The sequence below is a fragment of the Aeromonas lacus genome, from assembly GCF_000764665.1.
GTDB lineage: Bacteria > Pseudomonadota > Gammaproteobacteria > Enterobacterales > Aeromonadaceae > Aeromonas > Aeromonas lacus.
In genome coordinates this window covers 46,623-61,908 of sequence record NZ_JRGM01000145.1, presented here as the reverse complement: position 1 = coordinate 61,908, position 15,286 = coordinate 46,623, and the positions used below count along the sequence as shown (strand labels likewise).

The window sequence follows — 15,286 nt, the reverse complement described above, 5'->3', positions numbered from 1 at the left end:
AATTGTCTGATTACAATAAGCAGGACTATAAACATCAAAAATCGGACATATGGCCTTTATTCTTCCCGATCACCCTTTTGACCCCGACCAGCTGACGGGCAGCGTGATCGGCATAGCCTCCGCCCTCGGCTGGCACGACTCGGGTCTGCATCAGCATCAGCGCCATCAGCTGCTGTTCGCCCAATCCGGCTGCATGACCATGGAGCTGGAAGGTCGGGTCTGCCTGCTACCGCCCACCCGCGCCGCCTGGCTGCCTGCAGGCACCGCCCACCGGATCTTGATGCGTGGTGTGGTGGCCTACCGCTCCCTCTACTTCCAGCCGCACCCCGAGTTGCCCGGCACGATGGAGGTGTTGGCGGTCAATCCGCTGCTGCACGAGCTGATCGAACGGATGGCGCTCTGGCCGTGGGACAAACCGCAAGAGCAGCAACAACGGACGGTGGCACTGTTTATGGAGGAGTTGGGGCAGGCGCCGCGGGAGTCATGGCAGCTGCCGCTACCGACCGATCCCAGACTGGGCGGCTGGCTACAACAGTTGAAACGGGGAGATGCCCTGCCGGAGCGGCTAAATCAGTTAGCCGGACAGATTGGTGCTAGTGACAAGACCATTGGCCGCATCTTTATGCGGGAGACCGGCATGAGCTATCAGGCGTGGCGTCAGCAGTGGCGACTGCTACGGGGGATGGAACTGTTGGCCGAGGGGCAATCCATCAGTCGCATATCCTCGGCACTGGAGTTCTCCAGCGACAGCGCCTTTATCAGCTTCTTCAGGCAACACACCGGGCAGACTCCTGCGCGCTATATCACTCCCCACCAGGGAGTAGCTGAATAGTTGCTACAACCAGCTGATTTGGTTCAAATAAATCCATTTCCCCTGTGCGCTTGTCCGGTTAATGTTTCTTTCGAAACCGCTGTGCTTCCGCGCTTAATTTTTACTCCATGTTCCACGTGGAACGTCCCATCTTTTTGATCGACACCCGCTTTTAAACTGAGCTATGGTGCTACATCCCCGTAACTCAAATCTGGATCTGTCACTGAATGGAATTTTCCTTGTTCGGCGAGAAGTTCACTCGCCACGCCGGCATTACCCAACTCATGGATGACCTCAATCAGGGGCTGACCAATCCGGACGCCATCATGCTGGGTGGCGGCAATCCGGCCCCCATCCCCGCCATGCTGGAGCGCTTTCAGGCCGAGGCCAAAACCCTGCTCGACAACGGCGAACTGGTGAAGGCGATGGCCAACTACGATGGCCCGCAAGGCAAAGACAGGTTCACCAAGGCGCTGGCAGCCCTGCTCAGCAAAGAGCTGGGCTGGGATATCTCGGCCCGCAATATCGCCCTGACCAACGGCAGCCAGAATGCCTTCTTCTACCTCTTCAACCTGTTGGCCGGTGAATTTGCCGATGGCCGCAAGAAGAAGGTGCTGTTCCCGCTCGCCCCCGAATACATCGGCTATGCCGACTCGGCGCTGGCAGATGACTACTTCGTGGCCTACAAGCCCACCATCGAGAAACTGCCCGATGGCCAGTTCAAATACCACGTGGATTTCGAGAGCCTGCAGGTGGGTGACGATATCGGGGTGATCTGCGTCTCCCGCCCGACCAACCCCACCGGCAATGTGCTGACCGACGAAGAGATCGAACACCTCGATCAGATCGCCCGCGACAGGGGGATTCCGCTGCTGATCGACAACGCCTACGGCGTGCCCTTCCCGGGTATCATCTTCAGCGAAGCCAAGCCATTCTGGAACGCCAACACCATCCTCTGCATGAGCCTCTCCAAGCTGGGCTTGCCGGGCACCCGCTGCGGCATCGTTATCGCCGACGAGAAAATAATTCAGGCCATCACCAACCTGAGCGGCATCATCAATCTGGCACCGGGAAGTCTGGGCCCCGCCATCACCATCCCGATGATCGAGAGCGGCGATATCATCGCCCTCAGCGAACAGGTGGTGAAGCCCTTCTATCAGCAGAAGGCGGAGCTGGCGGTGCAGCTGCTGCGCGAAGCGATCCCCGACCCGCGCTTCCACATTCACAAGCCGGAAGGCGCCCTCTTCCTCTGGCTCTGGTTTGAAGATTTGCCGATCCACTGTCAGGAGCTCTATGAGCGACTGAAGGCGAAGAACCTGCTGATCGTGCCGGGTCACTACTTCTTCCCCGGCATTGATGACCCCGAGTGGCGCCACAGCCAGGAGTGCATCCGCCTCAACTACTCCCAGAGCGAGGAGCTGGTGCGCCGTGGCATCGCCATTCTGGCCGACGAAATCAACGCCCTCTACGCCGGCTAAGTCAGTCCGGCCAGCCAAAAACAGAAAGGCCTGCAGATGCAGGCCTTTATTGTTTATCGGAATCCGGTTTGCTTAGCCGGGCAACGCCAGCTGCTCGGGTTTACCGATGGGGATGGCGCGGGGCTTCAGCGCCTCCGGCAGCTCACGGGCCAGATCTATGGTCAGCAGACCATGCTCCAGCTTGGCACCCTGCACTTCCACGTGCTGGCTCAGCTTGAAGGCAAGCTCAAAGTCACGCTCGGCAATTCCCTGATGAAGGAACTGACGCTCACCGGCTGCCGCCCCTTTGCGCCCCTTCACCTTGAGGGTGCCGTTTTCAGTCTCCAGCTCCAGCTCTTCGCGCTCGAAGCCAGCCACGGCGACCGTGATGCGATAGCCATCCTGATCGCGCTTTTCAATGTTGTACGGGGGGTAAGCGGCGGTCTTCTGCTCGAACAGACCTTCCAGCTCACGGGCCATCCGCTCGAAGCCGACGGCGTTGGAATAGAGATGAGAAAAATCGAGGTTACGCATAATCCTATCCTTCTAATAAGCAACAGGTTCAACTCTCCACAGGCCCGTCATCGGCACCCGGGAAATTTTAAAATTTCAGTGAATTCAGGCTATCAGCCGTTGATCTCAATCTTGCGCGGCTTCATCGCCTCGGGCACTTCACGCACCAGCTCGATGTGCAGCAAGCCGTTTTTAAGGTCGGCCCCTTTCACCCGCACATAATCGGCCAGCTGGAAGCGGCGCTCGAAACCGCGTTCGGCGATCCCCTGATAGAGATAGTTGCGCCCGGTGTCGGCCTGCTTGTTGCCCTTCACCGTCAGCAGATTTTCCTGGAAGCTCAGCTCCAGCTCTTCCTGGGTAAAGCCCGCCACCGCCATGCTGATGCGGTAGTCGTTGTCGCCCAGTTGCTCAATGTTGTAGGGGGGATAACCGGCATTGCCATTGCTGGCCGCAGATTCGATGAGATTGGCCAGACGATCGAAACCGATGGCAGAACGATAGAGCGGAGAAAAGTCGATAGAACGCATAGTATTACCCTCTTGTGAGCGATAACGGATTGTTTGCCCTCCTTATGGACGGGCGCGTGGTCGAAACCTCTGTCGAGCGTTTCGGCCTTGTTACCTATATAGGGGCTCACTTTTTCCTTTCAAGGGGATTTTTTCAAATTTTTTAAATGGCCGAGCCGACCTTTGGCGCATCAATTTGTTGGCCCGATAGTGATGATAATCGACCCGTGGGCCACTAATGGCAACTCGCTCCTCGCCCCATAATTGGTTGCATATCCACCAGCCAACATGGAGCCATCCCATGAAGATTACCCAGGTTCGCAACGCCACCCTGCTGCTCGACTATGCCGGCACCCGCTTTCTGATCGACCCCATGCTCTCGGCCAAGGGGGCCTTCCCCGGCTTTGAGGGCACCGCCAACAGCCAGCTGCGCAATCCGCTGGTCGAGCTGCCGCAGCCGATCGATGAGCTGGTCGATGTGGACGCCGTTATCGTCACCCACGACCATCCCGACCACTGGGATGACGCCGCCAGAGCACTAATCCCCAAGCATCTGCCGCTCTTGGTACAACATCAGAAAGATGCCGATGCCATTCGTGCCAGTGGATTTGAGGATGTGCGCCTGCTGAGCGACCAGCCCGAGTTTGCCGGCATTCTCCTGCAGCAGACCGGTGGCCAGCACGGCAGCGACCAGCTGATGGCGGTACTGGGCGAGCGCATGGGAGAAGTATGTGGCGTGGTCTTCTCCCACCCCGATGAGCAGTGCCTCTATCTGGCCGGTGATACCATCTGGCATCCCTCGGTCGAGCAAGCCCTGCAACAGCATCAGCCCGAGGTCATCATCCTCAACTGCGGCGATGCACAGGTGCCCGGGCTCGGTTCCATCATCATGGGCAAGGAGGATGTCGCCGCCGTTTATCAAGCGGCACCGCAAGCCACGCTGATCGCCAGCCATATGGAAGCGGTCAACCACGCCGTGCTGTCACGCCAGGAGCTGCGCGAATATCTGGCGGAACGGGGCATGATGGATCGGGTGCGGGTGCCGGAAGATGGCGAGGCGATATCGCTGTGATCCGCAGGATGGCCAGCCAGACATGGCCCTTCGGCTTTCACTGCCGAACGCTTATGATGAGAGTCCTGCGCGCAGAGAGGAGTCAACATAATGCCCACCCCGATCGTTGCCGTGGTGACCTTCGATCACTTCAGCCCTTTTCACTGCGCCGTCCCCTGCCTCATCTTCGGCGATATCCTGCCGGGCCAGCCGCTGTTCGAGCTCAAGACCTGCTGCGGTGATGGCAACCGCCACTCACACTCGGCGCAAGGCTTCACCATTCAGGCCCCCCATGGGCTGGAGGTGCTGGCCGAGGCGGAGATCATCGTGATCCCCTTCTGGCATGACCCGGCAGCACGGCCACCCGCAGCGCTGCTCGATGCCCTGATTGCCGCCAGAGCCAGAGGTGCACGGCTGGTCGGGCTCTGTCTCGGCACCTATGTGCTCGCCTACGCCGGGCTGCTCAATGGTCGCAAGGCATCGACCCACTGGGAGTACGAACAGGATTTCTGCCGCCGCTTTCCCTGCGTGCGGCTCGATACCAACGCCCTCTATGTCGATGACGAGGGGCTGGTCACCTCGGCAGGCACCGCCGCCGGACTGGACTGCTGCCTCTATATGGTACGCCAGTACCACGGCTCGGCCATCGCCAACAAGGTGGCGCGGCGGCTGGTGATCCCGCCTCACCGGGAAGGGGGTCAGGCCCAGTTTATCGAGCAGCCGGTGCCCGCCTCCACCCGCGATGTCCGGATGAACCGGTTGCTCGATCACCTGCGTGCCCATCTGGATGAACCCCATACCCTGGATTCTCTGGCAGCCCACACCCTGATGAGCCGACGCACCTTTACCCGCCGCTTTCATCAGGCTACCGGCCTCTCGGTAGGTGAATGGCTGTTGGCGGAGCGGCTCAGGCGCAGTCAGGAGCTACTGGAGGTAAGCGGTCATTCCATCGATCGCATTGCCGAGCTGGTCGGCTTCAAGAGTGCTACCTCACTACGCAATCACTTCCGTGCCCGCTTTGCCATCTCCCCCAGCGAGTGGCGACGATCTTTTCGCGGCCAGAACTCCTGATGATGCCCGCTGTACCAACTCACTCCGCTATGGCAGGCTAACCAGAGATCCCGAGGAGTCATACCATGTCTCGTTCCGAACGTCTGCTGGCCCTGCTCCAGCTGCTGCGCGGCCACCGCTACGCCATCACTGGCACTGAACTGGCCAGCCAGCTTGGCATCAGCCTGCGCACCCTCTATCGGGATATTGCCACCCTGCAGGCACAAGGTGCCCACATTGAGGGCGAACCGGGTATCGGCTATGTGCTGCGTCCCGGCTTCATGCTGCCACCATTGATGTTCAGTGAAGAGGAGCTGGATGCGCTGGTGCTGGGATCGCGTTGGGTGGTTGCCCACGGTGATGGAGCCTTGAGTGCATCGGCCAGCAGTGCGTTGGCCAAGATAGAAGCCGTGCTGCCCGCCGACTATCGCCAGCAGCTCCAGAGCAATGCCCTGCTGATCGGCACCTCCCGCAGCGACAGCCTCAATGATGAAGCCCCGTTGCGCAGCGCCATCCGCCAGCAACGCAAGGTGACCTTGGGCTATCGCGACCTCAAGGATGAGGCCTCTGAGCGCACCGTCTGGCCCTTTGCCCTTGGCTACTTCGAACAGGTGCGGGTACTGGTGGCCTGGTGCGAACTGCGTCAGGGCTTTCGCCACTTTCGGGTCGATCGCATCACCCGGATGCAGCCTGAAGATTGCCGCTATCCCAAAAGCAGAGAGAGCCTGCTGAAGGAGTGGCGCGCCACCCAGCAGATCCCGCAGCCGAAATTCATTGCTGACAGAAACTGACAGCAGGTGACGCCATGCTGAGGGGGTCGGCGCCGATACGCCATCTCATCAACAAGGAGCATCGCCATGTTAGTCCCCCAATTCACCATCCTCTACGTTGCCAACCCGACCCGCAGCGCTCTCTTCTACCGCGAGCTGTTCGGGCGTGAACCGGTGGAGGAGTCACCTACCTTTGCCATGTTCGTATTCGATTCAGGCGCCAGACTGGCGCTCTGGTCCAGCGCCACGGTCGAACCTGCCGTGACCCAAACGGCCGGAGCGATGGAGCTGGCCTTCGCCCTCCCCGATGATGATGCCGTCGATCGCCTGTCTGCCGAGTGGCTGGCGCGCGGGCTCCCCCTGATCCAGGCTCCAACCAAGATGGAGTTTGGCTACACCTGCATGGCGCTTGATCCGGACGGCCATCGCCTGCGCCTTTACTGCCCGGCACCTGAGCTGAGGTAATCAGGCTCAATGTTCCACGTGGAACGTGCCCATCCCATCGGCTGTGTTATCATCTGCGCGCATCATTTTATGGATAAACAATGACCACTCGACATAATCCACTCAAACTGTATCAGCCAGAGAACTGCACAGCCGATGAACTGAGCGAGAAGCAGCTGGCGCTTTTCGCCCTGCTGCAACTGCGTGAGCAGGAGTTTGGCTTCAACCCTAACGTCATCGTCCACTACCCGGAAGCCAGCTTTCTCGGTACTCCGCTCGATTATCTGGATCAGCTGATCGATGAACAGCGGCAGCAGGGCCACCTCATCAATGAGGTGGTGATACTCACCACGTATCAGGAGCTCTATTCCCCTCTCATCCAAAGCGGTTATCAGCACGAAGCCGTTCATATGCCCGCAGGCCCGGATCACACGGCAATCTTCCGATTGGATTATGGTGCTAATCCGGCAGGCAAAACCCTCTATATCGAGGCCGTCAATGAGCAGGATCCCAAAATCCGGCCGACCTTTGTCTTGATGCTGCATGATGAGAATGGCGAACTGCAGGGAGGTATGTCAGGGTCTATCTACTCCACAGACAATCGGCGATACGCCTATATCGGCACTGTGGTGGTGCAACCTGGGCAACCCGCAGGAACTGGCACCCTGCTCGCCAATACCGTGCTGGAGTACCTGACGCAGCAAGGGGTTTACGAGGTCAATCTCGGTACCCAGACCGCCGAGCCTTTCTATACCAAGCTGGGGTTCAGGGTCATCCACCACATAGTGCCAGCGTTGCGCCATCGCACGGCTAGCGATGGCGCTGTGCTACCTCACAACCTGGTCATCATGAGCAAAATGCTCTGATAAAGCAGACTGCAGATGTAAAAAAGCCGCTCTTGTGAGCGGCTTTTTATTGCAATCAGCGAGTCTGATTAAACGTCGAGGTTGGCTACGCGCAGGGCGTTGGTCTCGATAAAGTCGCGACGCGGCTCTACAGCATCACCCATCAGGGTGGAGAAGAGCTGGTCGGCACCAACGGCGTCGTCGATGGTGACGCGCAGCATGCGGCGAGCTTCCGGATCCATGGTGGTTTCCCACAGCTGATCCGGGTTCATCTCACCCAAGCCTTTATAGCGCTGGATATAGATGCCGCGTTTGCCTTCGCCCATCAGCCACTCGACCGCTTCGACGAAGCTGGAGACCGGCTTCACCTTCTCGCCGCGCTTGATGTAACCACCGTCCTCGATCAGGTTGGCGATCTCCTTGCCCAGCGAGACCAACTGACGGTACTCGGAGGATTGCAGGAAGTCGTAGCTGATCGGGTATTCGCGGTCGACACCGTGCTGACGTACCACGGCATGCGGCACGAACAGGCGGCGCTCTTCATCGCGGCGAACCTGCATCTGGTACTGGATGCCCTGGTTGCTCTCGTTGAGCACGGCTTCCATACCCTGACACCAGGCCAGCAGATCGCTCTCGCTGTTCAGCAGCGCTTCGTTCAGCTCCGGCTGATAGATCAGCTGGGTCAGTACAGCTTCCGGTGCACGGCGAGACATGCGGGTAATCAAGTGAGTCACCGAGCGATGCTGGTTGACCAGACGCTCCAGCGCCTCGCCACCGATGGCCGGAGCGGACTCATTGACGTGCAGGGTCGCACCATCCAGCGCCATGGCGGTCTGGTACTGCAGCAGCGCATCTTCGTCTTTCAGATACTGCTCCTGCTTGCCCTTCTTCACTTTGTAGAGCGGCGGCTGGGCGATATAGACATAGCCACGCTCGATGATTTCCGGCATCTGACGATAGAAGAAGGTCAGCAGCAGAGTTCGGATGTGCGCACCATCGACGTCCGCATCGGTCATGATGATGATGTTGTGATAACGCAGCTTGTCCGGGTTGTACTCGTCGCGACCGATACCGCAGCCCAGTGCGGTGATCAGGGTGCCCACCTCTTGCGAAGAGATCATCTTGTCGAAACGGGCCTTCTCCACGTTCAGGATCTTGCCCTTGAGCGGCAGGATGGCCTGGTTCTTACGGTTGCGACCCTGCTTGGCGGAACCGCCAGCAGAGTCCCCTTCCACTATGTAGAGTTCGGAGAGCGCCGGGTCTTTTTCCTGACAGTCAGCCAGCTTGCCGGGCAAACCGGCGATATCCAGCGCGCCTTTGCGGCGGGTCAGTTCACGGGCCTTGCGGGCCGCTTCACGGGCACGAGCCGCATCGATGATCTTGTTGACCACGATCTTGGCGTCGCCCGGGTTTTCCAGCAGGAAGTCGGCCAGCTTCTCACCCATAGCCTGTTCAACGGCGGTCTTCACTTCGGAAGAGACCAGCTTGTCTTTGGTCTGGGAGGAGAACTTGGGATCCGGCACCTTGACGGAGATAACGGCAATCAAACCTTCACGCACGTCATCACCGCTGGCGGCAGATTTGGCCTTCTTGCTGTAGTCCTCTTTCTCCATGTAGGAGTTGAGGGTACGGGTCAGCGCGGTACGGAAACCAACGAGGTGGGTACCACCATCGCGCTGCGGAATGTTGTTGGTGAAGCAGTAGACCCCTTCCTGATAGGCGTCATTCCACTGCATGGCGACTTCCACACCGATGCCATCCTGTTCGGTGGTGAAGTGGAACACCTTCGGGTGGATCGGGGTTTTGTTCTGGTTCAGGTACTCAACGAACGCCTTGATACCGCCTTCATAGCAGAAGTGCGCCTCGCGGCCATCACGCTCATCCATCAGACGGATGGAAACGCCGGAGTTGAGGAAGGAGAGTTCGCGCAGGCGCTTGGCCAGGATCTCGTAGTGAAACAGGGTGTCGCTGAAGATAGTCGGGCTCGGCCAGAAGCGAACTTCGGTACCGGTGCCAGTGCTGTCACCAATCTGCTTGAGCGGAGCCTGCGGCTCACCCAGATGATAGGTCTGTTCGTAGACGTGGCCGTTACGACGAATGGTCAGCAGCAGCTTGTCAGAGAGCGCGTTAACAACGGAGACGCCGACGCCGTGCAGACCACCGGAAACCTTGTAGGAGTTGTCATCGAACTTACCGCCAGCGTGCAGCACGGTCATGATGACTTCAGCAGCGGAGCGGCCCTCTTCCGGGTGAATATCGACCGGAATACCACGGCCGTTATCGCGTACGGAGACGGAGCCATCGGAATGGATCTTGACCTGAATATCGGAGCAGTAGCCAGCGAGCGCCTCGTCAATGGAGTTATCGACGACTTCGAACACCATGTGGTGCAGACCCGAGCCATCATCCGTATCGCCGATATACATCCCCGGGCGCTTGCGGACCGCATCCAGGCCCTTCAGCACCTTGATATTCGAGGAGTCGTAAGTATTTTCACTCATAGCTTACTCTCTGCCTTCTCTAACGTTTCGGAGATCTTGCCTTGTTCCACGTGGAACAACTTGCAGTCATTCGCATCCATCATGTCTGCGAGCTGACCGGTATCGATGGCGGTGATAAACACCTGGGACGCGCACTGCTTCAGCCTTGCGGCTAGGAGGCGACGCTTCTCGACATCCAGTTCAGAGGCAAAATCGTCAATTAAAAAAATACAGCCACGGCTGCTATGTTGATTCAAATAGAGCCCTTGGGCCAAGCGCATGGCACAAACCAGCAGCTTGAGCTGACCCCGGGACAAAATATCCTGAGCAGGCACCCCGTTCGCCTTGAGGCGCACATCGGCTTTCTGCGGACCGACACCGGTGTAGCCCAGCGCCCGATCCCGCTCAAACCCCGCCTCCAGCAGTTCGTTGAGGGGGGTATCTTTCTCCCAGCCCCGGTAAAAACCAAGACTGATATCGAATTCCGGCAGGAAATCCGCCGTCATCTCCTTGATCAGGGGCGTAATGGCCTGACAATAACTGGCGCGAAAGCCTGCCAGTTCACCACCCAGCCGCACCAGCTCCTGATCCCAGAACGCCAGCTGGCGATATTGGGTACTCTGGCGCAGCAGCGCATTACGCTGTTTCAGCAGCCGCCGCACCCGCCCCCACAGGGCGAAGAAGGTGGGTTCCTGATGAAACACCCCCCAATCGAGCCAGGCCCGACGAGCCTGCGGCCCCCCGGTCAGCAGATTGAAGCCATCCGGATGAATGAGTTGCACCGGCAGCAATTCGGCCAGATCGGCCAATCGCTGCGCCTGCGCTCCGGCAATCTTGAGCTGGGTCTCGCCACTCTTGTCCTTGGCAAGACCGATAGGCACCTGACGCCCATCCAGTTCGCACTGGGCAAACAGGGTAAACGCCCTCTCCCCCTGGCGGATAACCCGCCCGGTCAGATGAGTGCGAAAGGAGCGCCCCAGACCAAGGTAGTGAATGGCTTCCAGCACGCTGGTCTTGCCGCTGCCATTGCACCCGACCAGAATATTGAGGCCGGGTGACAACGCGAGACTGGCTTGCTGGATATTGCGAAAGTCGCTGAGCTGGAGTTTGACCAGAGACACGACTAGATCCGCATCGGCATTACCACGTACTGAGCATCCTGATTTTCAAAATCCTCAATAATGGCGCTGCTGACGGAATCGCTCAGGCTAACCCGGATTTGCTCACATTTTAACGTATTCAGCACGTCCAGCACATAAGAGACGTTGAATCCGATCTCCATCTCGCCAGCAGCGTATTGTACGTCAAGCAGCTCTTCCGCTTCTTCCTGTTCCGGGTTGTTGGCGGTGATGCGCAGCAGGTTTTCCTGCAGATTGAGACGCACCCCACGGAATTTTTCGTTGGAGAGGATCGCCGCGCGGGCAAACGCCTGACGCAGATCCTCACGGCCGGCGATCAGAGCCTTGTCGCTGTTGCGCGGAATGACCCGGCGCCAGTCCGGGAAACGACCATCCACCAGCTTGGAGGTGAAGATGAAGCCGTCGAGGGCGGCACGCAGGTTGCTGCGACCGATCTGCAGTCGCACCGGCTTGTCTTCCGCTTCCAGCAGACGCACCAGCTCCAGCACCCCTTTGCGCGGCAGGATAACCTGATGATCGGGCAGCGATTCCCCGACCACCTCGCGGCGGCAGGTGGCCAGACGGTGACCGTCGGTCGCCACGGTACGCAGACCGTGACCTTCACTCTCGAACAGCATGCCGTTCAGGTAGTAACGCACATCCTGGCTGGCCATGGAGAACTGGGTCGCGTCGATCAGCTTCTTCAGCTCCAGCTGGCTGATATCGAACTCGAGCACGGACTCCCAATCCTCGATGTTCGGATACTCAGTCGCTGGCAGGGTCGACAGATTGAAACGGGAACGGCCGGAACGGATGATCAGGCGATCGCCTTCGGTGTTGAGGCGGATCTCGGCGCCTTCCGGCAGACCACGGCAGATGTCCAGCAGCTTGCGTGCCGGCACAGTGGTGCGACCATCTTCGCTGGCGCCATTCAGATAGACCTGACCGATCATCTCTACTTCGAGATCGGTACCGGTCAGCGACAGCAGACCGTTGCTGACATCAAGCAGCACATTGCCGAGGATCGGCAGGGTCGGTCGGCCACCCAGGGCACCGGACACCAGTTGCAGAGGACGTAACAGGGCCTCACGGCTAATTTCGAGCTGCATCTGTGCTCTCCGTTATCAGGAAGAAAGGGTACGGATCAGGTTGGAGTAGTCCTCCTTGATGTCGTGACTCTCCTCCTTCAGCTGCTCGATCTTGCGGCAGGCATGAAGAACGGTGGTATGGTCACGGCCACCAAAGGCATCACCTATCTCCGGCAAACTGTGGTTGGTCAGCTCCTTGGCCAGTGCCATCGCCAGCTGGCGCGGGCGGGCCACGGAGCGGGAACGGCGCTTGGAGAGCAGATCCGCAAGCTTGATCTTGTAGTACTCCGCCACCGTCTTCTGGATATTGTCGATGGTGACCAGCTTCTCCTGCAACGCCAGCAGATCGCGCAGCGCTTCGCGTACGAAGTCGATGTTGATGGCGCGACCGGTGAAGTTGGCGTTGGCGATCACCCGGTTGAGGGCCCCTTCCAGTTCACGGACGTTGGAACGCAGCCGTTTGGCGATGAAGAAGGCCACTTCGTCCGGCAGGTGGATCTGGTTCTCGTCCGCCTTGCGCATCAGGATGGCGACGCGAGTCTCCAGCTCCGGTGGTTCGATCGCCACAGTCAGGCCCCAGCCGAAGCGGGACTTGAGGCGATCCTCGACACCGTTGATCTCTTTCGGATAGCGATCCGAGGTGAGGATGATCTGCTGGTTGCCTTCGAGCAAGGCGTTGAAGGTATGGAAGAACTCCTCCTGGGAGCGCTCCTTGTTGGCGAAGAACTGGATGTCATCGATGAGCAGGGCATCGACGCTGCGATAGTAACGCTTGAACTCTTCAATGGCGTTGTTTTGCAGCGCTTTCACCATGTCCTGCACGAACCGCTCGGAGTGCATATAGATGACTTTCGCATCTTTTTTGCTCTCCTTGATGGCATTGCCAACGGCGTGCAGCAGGTGGGTTTTACCTAAACCGGTACCGCCATAGAGGAACAGCGGGTTGTAAGCGCCACCCGGATTGTCCGCCACCTGACGGGCAGCCGCACGAGCCAACTGGTTGGACTTACCCTCGACGAAATTCTCGAAGGTATAGTTCACGTTGGTGTTGCTCTTGTGATTCGGCTCGGGCTTGGTTTCGGGCTTGCTTTCCCAGCTCTTCTGCAAGTTATTCACAGGCGCAGCTCCCTGCGCCGGCGCTCTGCTTGCAGCGACGGTGACGGGGTGGGGACGATTGCCAATATCAAAACGCAGGGCGGGGCCATCGACTCCGCAAAGTTCGTTAATGATGCCGTTCACCCGGATGAGGTACTTGTCTCGTACCCAGTCCAGAACGAAGCGATTCGGTGCATACAGGGTCAGAGTATTGTCACTCAACTCCGCTTGAAGCGGCCGGATCCACATGCTGAATTCTGCCGAGGGCAACTCATCTTGCAGCCGGTTAAGGCACTGCTGCCATAGCGAAGCAGTCACTCTAAACTCCTGTCGATTGATTAACTAAAGACCGGCTATTCTACGTTTTTAGCCGCCGGATCTCCAGCCGTGCCCCCACGGATCCAGCAAATAAGATCCTTGACTTTCAAGGATCCAGCGCCTCCGGATCATCTTTCATCCCCAAAGTTACCCACAGCTTGATCCACTGCTGCAACTGGCGGATCTCATGCTGCACTCCTGTTATTTCATATAACCAAATGTCATTTATTTTTTAAATTTTATTCCAATAACATCAGCGCCAAAGCAGTTATTACAACTACAAATACAAGATATTTAGAGAGAGAAACCCCATGAAAACTTCCATCAAGCTTATTTCCGGCGCAGCCATCCTGTTGGCCACCCTGTCTGGTCAGGCCATCGCCCAGGAGACCATCAAGGTCGGCATGTCCGGCAAGTACTTCCCGTTCACTTTCGTCAAGCAGGACAAACTGCAGGGCTTTGAAGTGGATATGTGGAACCAGATCGGCGAGCGTACCGGCTACAAAGTCGAGTTCGTGACCGCCAGCTTCTCCGGCCTGTTTGGCATGCTGGAAACCGGCCGTGTCGATACCATCTCCAACCAGATCACCATCACCGACGAGCGCAAGGCGAAGTACGACTTCTCCCAGCCCTACGTCTATGACGGCGCCCAGATCGTGGTCCGTCAGGGCAACAACACCATCCACGGCATCAAGGATCTGGAAGGCAAGAAGGTCGCGGTCAACCTTGGCTCCAACTTTGAAGAGCTGCTGCGCAAGAATGATCCGAACCACAAAATCGATATCCGCACCTATGACTCCGCCTTCGAGCAGGATGTCGCGCTGGGCCGCATCGACGCCTTCGTGATGGACCGCGTCTCCACCGCCCAGCTGATCAAGGAGTCCAAGCTGCCGCTGCAACAGGCTGGCGCACCGTTCGAGACGATCGAGAACGCCCTGCCCTTCCTGAAGACCCCGGAGAAGCAGGCGCTGCTGAAGAAGGTCGATGAGGCGCTGACCGCCATGCGCAAGGATGGCTCCCTGCGTCAAATCTCCGAGAAATGGTTCGCGTCCGACATCACCGACAAATAAATGATGCACTTCGATATCGAGTACACCCTGGGGCTGTTTCCCATCCTGCTCAAATATCTGGGCACCACGATGGAGATGGCCCTGTGGGGATTCGCGTTGGCACTCGTACTGTCGCTGGCCCTGGCGATAGTACGGGTCTTTCGCATCCCCGTGATCCACTGGCTGGCGATGCTCTATATCTCGTTCTTTCGGGGTACACCGCTGCTCGTCCAGCTGTTTCTGCTCTATTACGGGCTACCGCAACTGTTCCACATATTTTCCGGGATGGATGCCTTTACCGCTGCCATCATAGGTTTGACCCTCCACTTTGCCGCCTACATGGCCGAGTCGATCAGGGCGTCGATCCTGGGTATTCACAAAAGCCAGATGGAAGCGGCGCTCAGCATCGGCATGAGCCGTTATCAGGCGATGCAGCGGATCATCCTGCCGCAGGCGGCACGCATCGCCACCCCGTCGCTGATGAACTACTTCATCGACATGATCAAAAGCACCTCGCTGGCCTTTACCCTGGGTGTGGCCGAGATCATGGGCAAGGCACAGATGGAAGCCTCTTCCTCGTTCAAGTTCTTCGAGAGCTTTATGGCGGTGGCGCTCATCTACTGGGTGGTGGTCATCTTCTTCACCCGCTTGCAGCACCTGCTGGAAATTCGTCTCAATCGTGCCTATTAAA

Annotated in this window: 15 protein-coding genes; 9 read left to right on the top strand and 6 right to left on the bottom strand. The window is 58.4% G+C overall.

Annotated features, from left to right (window positions below):
- Window positions 1-49: 49 nt before the first annotated feature.
- Together LG31_RS0115060 and LG31_RS0115055 are read left to right on the top strand one after the other, a co-directional pair.
- Complete coding sequence (locus tag LG31_RS0115060; RefSeq protein ID WP_033115263.1) at window positions 50-832, top strand: AraC family transcriptional regulator; 783 nt, start codon at window positions 50-52, stop codon at window positions 830-832.
- Window positions 833-1,038: 206 nt separating this feature from the next.
- Window positions 1,039-2,289 (top strand): valine--pyruvate transaminase, encoded by a 1,251-nt coding sequence (locus tag LG31_RS0115055; RefSeq protein ID WP_033115262.1) that lies wholly within the window; start codon window positions 1,039-1,041, stop codon window positions 2,287-2,289.
- 72 nt (window positions 2,290-2,361) lie between these two features.
- On the opposite strand, the gene LG31_RS0115050 is transcribed toward LG31_RS0115055, so the two are convergent.
- A complete protein-coding gene (locus LG31_RS0115050; RefSeq protein WP_005339297.1) occupies window positions 2,362-2,802 on the bottom strand; it encodes an Hsp20 family protein in 441 nt (146 codons plus the stop codon).
- 92 nt (window positions 2,803-2,894) lie between these two features.
- On the bottom strand, window positions 2,895-3,308 hold the full coding sequence (locus tag LG31_RS0115045; RefSeq protein WP_005339298.1) for an Hsp20 family protein: 414 nt from the start codon (window positions 3,306-3,308) through the stop codon (window positions 2,895-2,897).
- Window positions 3,309-3,588: 280 nt separating this feature from the next.
- Between LG31_RS0115045 and LG31_RS0115040 the strand changes: the two genes are divergently transcribed.
- The 5 genes from LG31_RS0115040 to LG31_RS0115020 all read left to right on the top strand — a co-directional run bounded on the left by LG31_RS0115040 (window position 3,589) and on the right by LG31_RS0115020 (window position 7,468).
- On the top strand, window positions 3,589-4,359 hold the full coding sequence (locus LG31_RS0115040) for an MBL fold metallo-hydrolase (RefSeq protein WP_033115261.1): 771 nt from the start codon (window positions 3,589-3,591) through the stop codon (window positions 4,357-4,359).
- Between the two features lie 90 nt (window positions 4,360-4,449).
- A complete protein-coding gene (locus LG31_RS0115035) occupies window positions 4,450-5,409 on the top strand; it encodes a helix-turn-helix domain-containing protein (RefSeq protein WP_033115260.1) in 960 nt (319 codons plus the stop codon).
- Between the two features lie 65 nt (window positions 5,410-5,474).
- Window positions 5,475-6,179: a helix-turn-helix transcriptional regulator gene (locus LG31_RS0115030; protein ID WP_033115259.1), complete on the top strand. Its 705-nt coding sequence runs from the start codon at window positions 5,475-5,477 to the stop codon at window positions 6,177-6,179.
- Between the two features lie 66 nt (window positions 6,180-6,245).
- Window positions 6,246-6,623: a VOC family protein gene (locus LG31_RS0115025; protein WP_033115258.1), complete on the top strand. Its 378-nt coding sequence runs from the start codon at window positions 6,246-6,248 to the stop codon at window positions 6,621-6,623.
- An 80-nt stretch (window positions 6,624-6,703) separates the two neighbouring features.
- The gene (locus LG31_RS0115020) at window positions 6,704-7,468 is read left to right on the top strand and encodes a GNAT family N-acetyltransferase (protein WP_033115257.1); all 765 of its coding nucleotides are present in this window, start codon (window positions 6,704-6,706) and stop codon (window positions 7,466-7,468) included.
- A 68-nt stretch (window positions 7,469-7,536) separates the two neighbouring features.
- Here the strand turns inward: LG31_RS0115020 and gyrB are convergent, their stop codons facing one another.
- Genes gyrB through dnaA form a run of 4 tightly spaced genes read right to left on the bottom strand, consistent with a single transcriptional unit; the run spans window position 7,537 to window position 13,546 of the window.
- Window positions 7,537-9,948 (bottom strand): DNA topoisomerase (ATP-hydrolyzing) subunit B, encoded by a 2,412-nt coding sequence (gene gyrB / locus LG31_RS0115015; protein ID WP_033115256.1) that lies wholly within the window; start codon window positions 9,946-9,948, stop codon window positions 7,537-7,539.
- Window positions 9,945-11,048, bottom strand: a complete 1,104-nt coding sequence (gene recF / locus LG31_RS0115010) for a DNA replication/repair protein RecF (protein WP_033115255.1) — start codon at window positions 11,046-11,048, stop codon at window positions 9,945-9,947. The genes gyrB and recF overlap by 4 nt, the downstream gene beginning before the upstream one ends.
- Window positions 11,049-11,050: 2 nt before the next feature.
- On the bottom strand, window positions 11,051-12,154 hold the full coding sequence (gene dnaN / locus LG31_RS0115005; protein WP_033115254.1) for a DNA polymerase III subunit beta: 1,104 nt from the start codon (window positions 12,152-12,154) through the stop codon (window positions 11,051-11,053).
- Window positions 12,155-12,169: 15 nt separating this feature from the next.
- The gene (gene dnaA, locus LG31_RS0115000; protein WP_033115253.1) at window positions 12,170-13,546 is read right to left on the bottom strand and encodes a chromosomal replication initiator protein DnaA; all 1,377 of its coding nucleotides are present in this window, start codon (window positions 13,544-13,546) and stop codon (window positions 12,170-12,172) included.
- 311 nt (window positions 13,547-13,857) lie between these two features.
- Between dnaA and LG31_RS0114995 the strand changes: the two genes are divergently transcribed.
- Complete coding sequence (locus tag LG31_RS0114995) at window positions 13,858-14,616, top strand: amino acid ABC transporter substrate-binding protein (RefSeq protein ID WP_033115252.1); 759 nt, start codon at window positions 13,858-13,860, stop codon at window positions 14,614-14,616.
- Window positions 14,617-15,285 (top strand): amino acid ABC transporter permease, encoded by a 669-nt coding sequence (locus LG31_RS0114990; protein WP_152598406.1) that lies wholly within the window; start codon window positions 14,617-14,619, stop codon window positions 15,283-15,285.
- Window position 15,286: the final 1 nt, after the last annotated feature.

What these genes read in the sequence shown, in the direction of transcription:
- LG31_RS0115060 (WP_033115263.1), top strand. Translation starts at nt 50, where the DNA reads ATGGCCTTTATTCTTCCCGATCACCCTTTTGACCCCGACCAGCTGACG.
- LG31_RS0115055 (WP_033115262.1), top strand. Translation starts at nt 1,039, where the DNA reads ATGGAATTTTCCTTGTTCGGCGAGAAGTTCACTCGCCACGCCGGCATT.
- LG31_RS0115050 (WP_005339297.1), bottom strand. Translation starts at nt 2,802, where the DNA reads ATGCGTAACCTCGATTTTTCTCATCTCTATTCCAACGCCGTCGGCTTC.
- LG31_RS0115045 (WP_005339298.1), bottom strand. Translation starts at nt 3,308, where the DNA reads ATGCGTTCTATCGACTTTTCTCCGCTCTATCGTTCTGCCATCGGTTTC.
- LG31_RS0115040 (WP_033115261.1), top strand. Translation starts at nt 3,589, where the DNA reads ATGAAGATTACCCAGGTTCGCAACGCCACCCTGCTGCTCGACTATGCC.
- LG31_RS0115035 (WP_033115260.1), top strand. Translation starts at nt 4,450, where the DNA reads ATGCCCACCCCGATCGTTGCCGTGGTGACCTTCGATCACTTCAGCCCT.
- LG31_RS0115030 (WP_033115259.1), top strand. Translation starts at nt 5,475, where the DNA reads ATGTCTCGTTCCGAACGTCTGCTGGCCCTGCTCCAGCTGCTGCGCGGC.
- LG31_RS0115025 (WP_033115258.1), top strand. Translation starts at nt 6,246, where the DNA reads ATGTTAGTCCCCCAATTCACCATCCTCTACGTTGCCAACCCGACCCGC.
- LG31_RS0115020 (WP_033115257.1), top strand. Translation starts at nt 6,704, where the DNA reads ATGACCACTCGACATAATCCACTCAAACTGTATCAGCCAGAGAACTGC.
- gyrB (WP_033115256.1), bottom strand. Translation starts at nt 9,948, where the DNA reads ATGAGTGAAAATACTTACGACTCCTCGAATATCAAGGTGCTGAAGGGC.
- dnaN (WP_033115254.1), bottom strand. Translation starts at nt 12,154, where the DNA reads ATGCAGCTCGAAATTAGCCGTGAGGCCCTGTTACGTCCTCTGCAACTG.
- LG31_RS0114995 (WP_033115252.1), top strand. Translation starts at nt 13,858, where the DNA reads ATGAAAACTTCCATCAAGCTTATTTCCGGCGCAGCCATCCTGTTGGCC.
- LG31_RS0114990 (WP_152598406.1), top strand. Translation starts at nt 14,617, where the DNA reads ATGATGCACTTCGATATCGAGTACACCCTGGGGCTGTTTCCCATCCTG.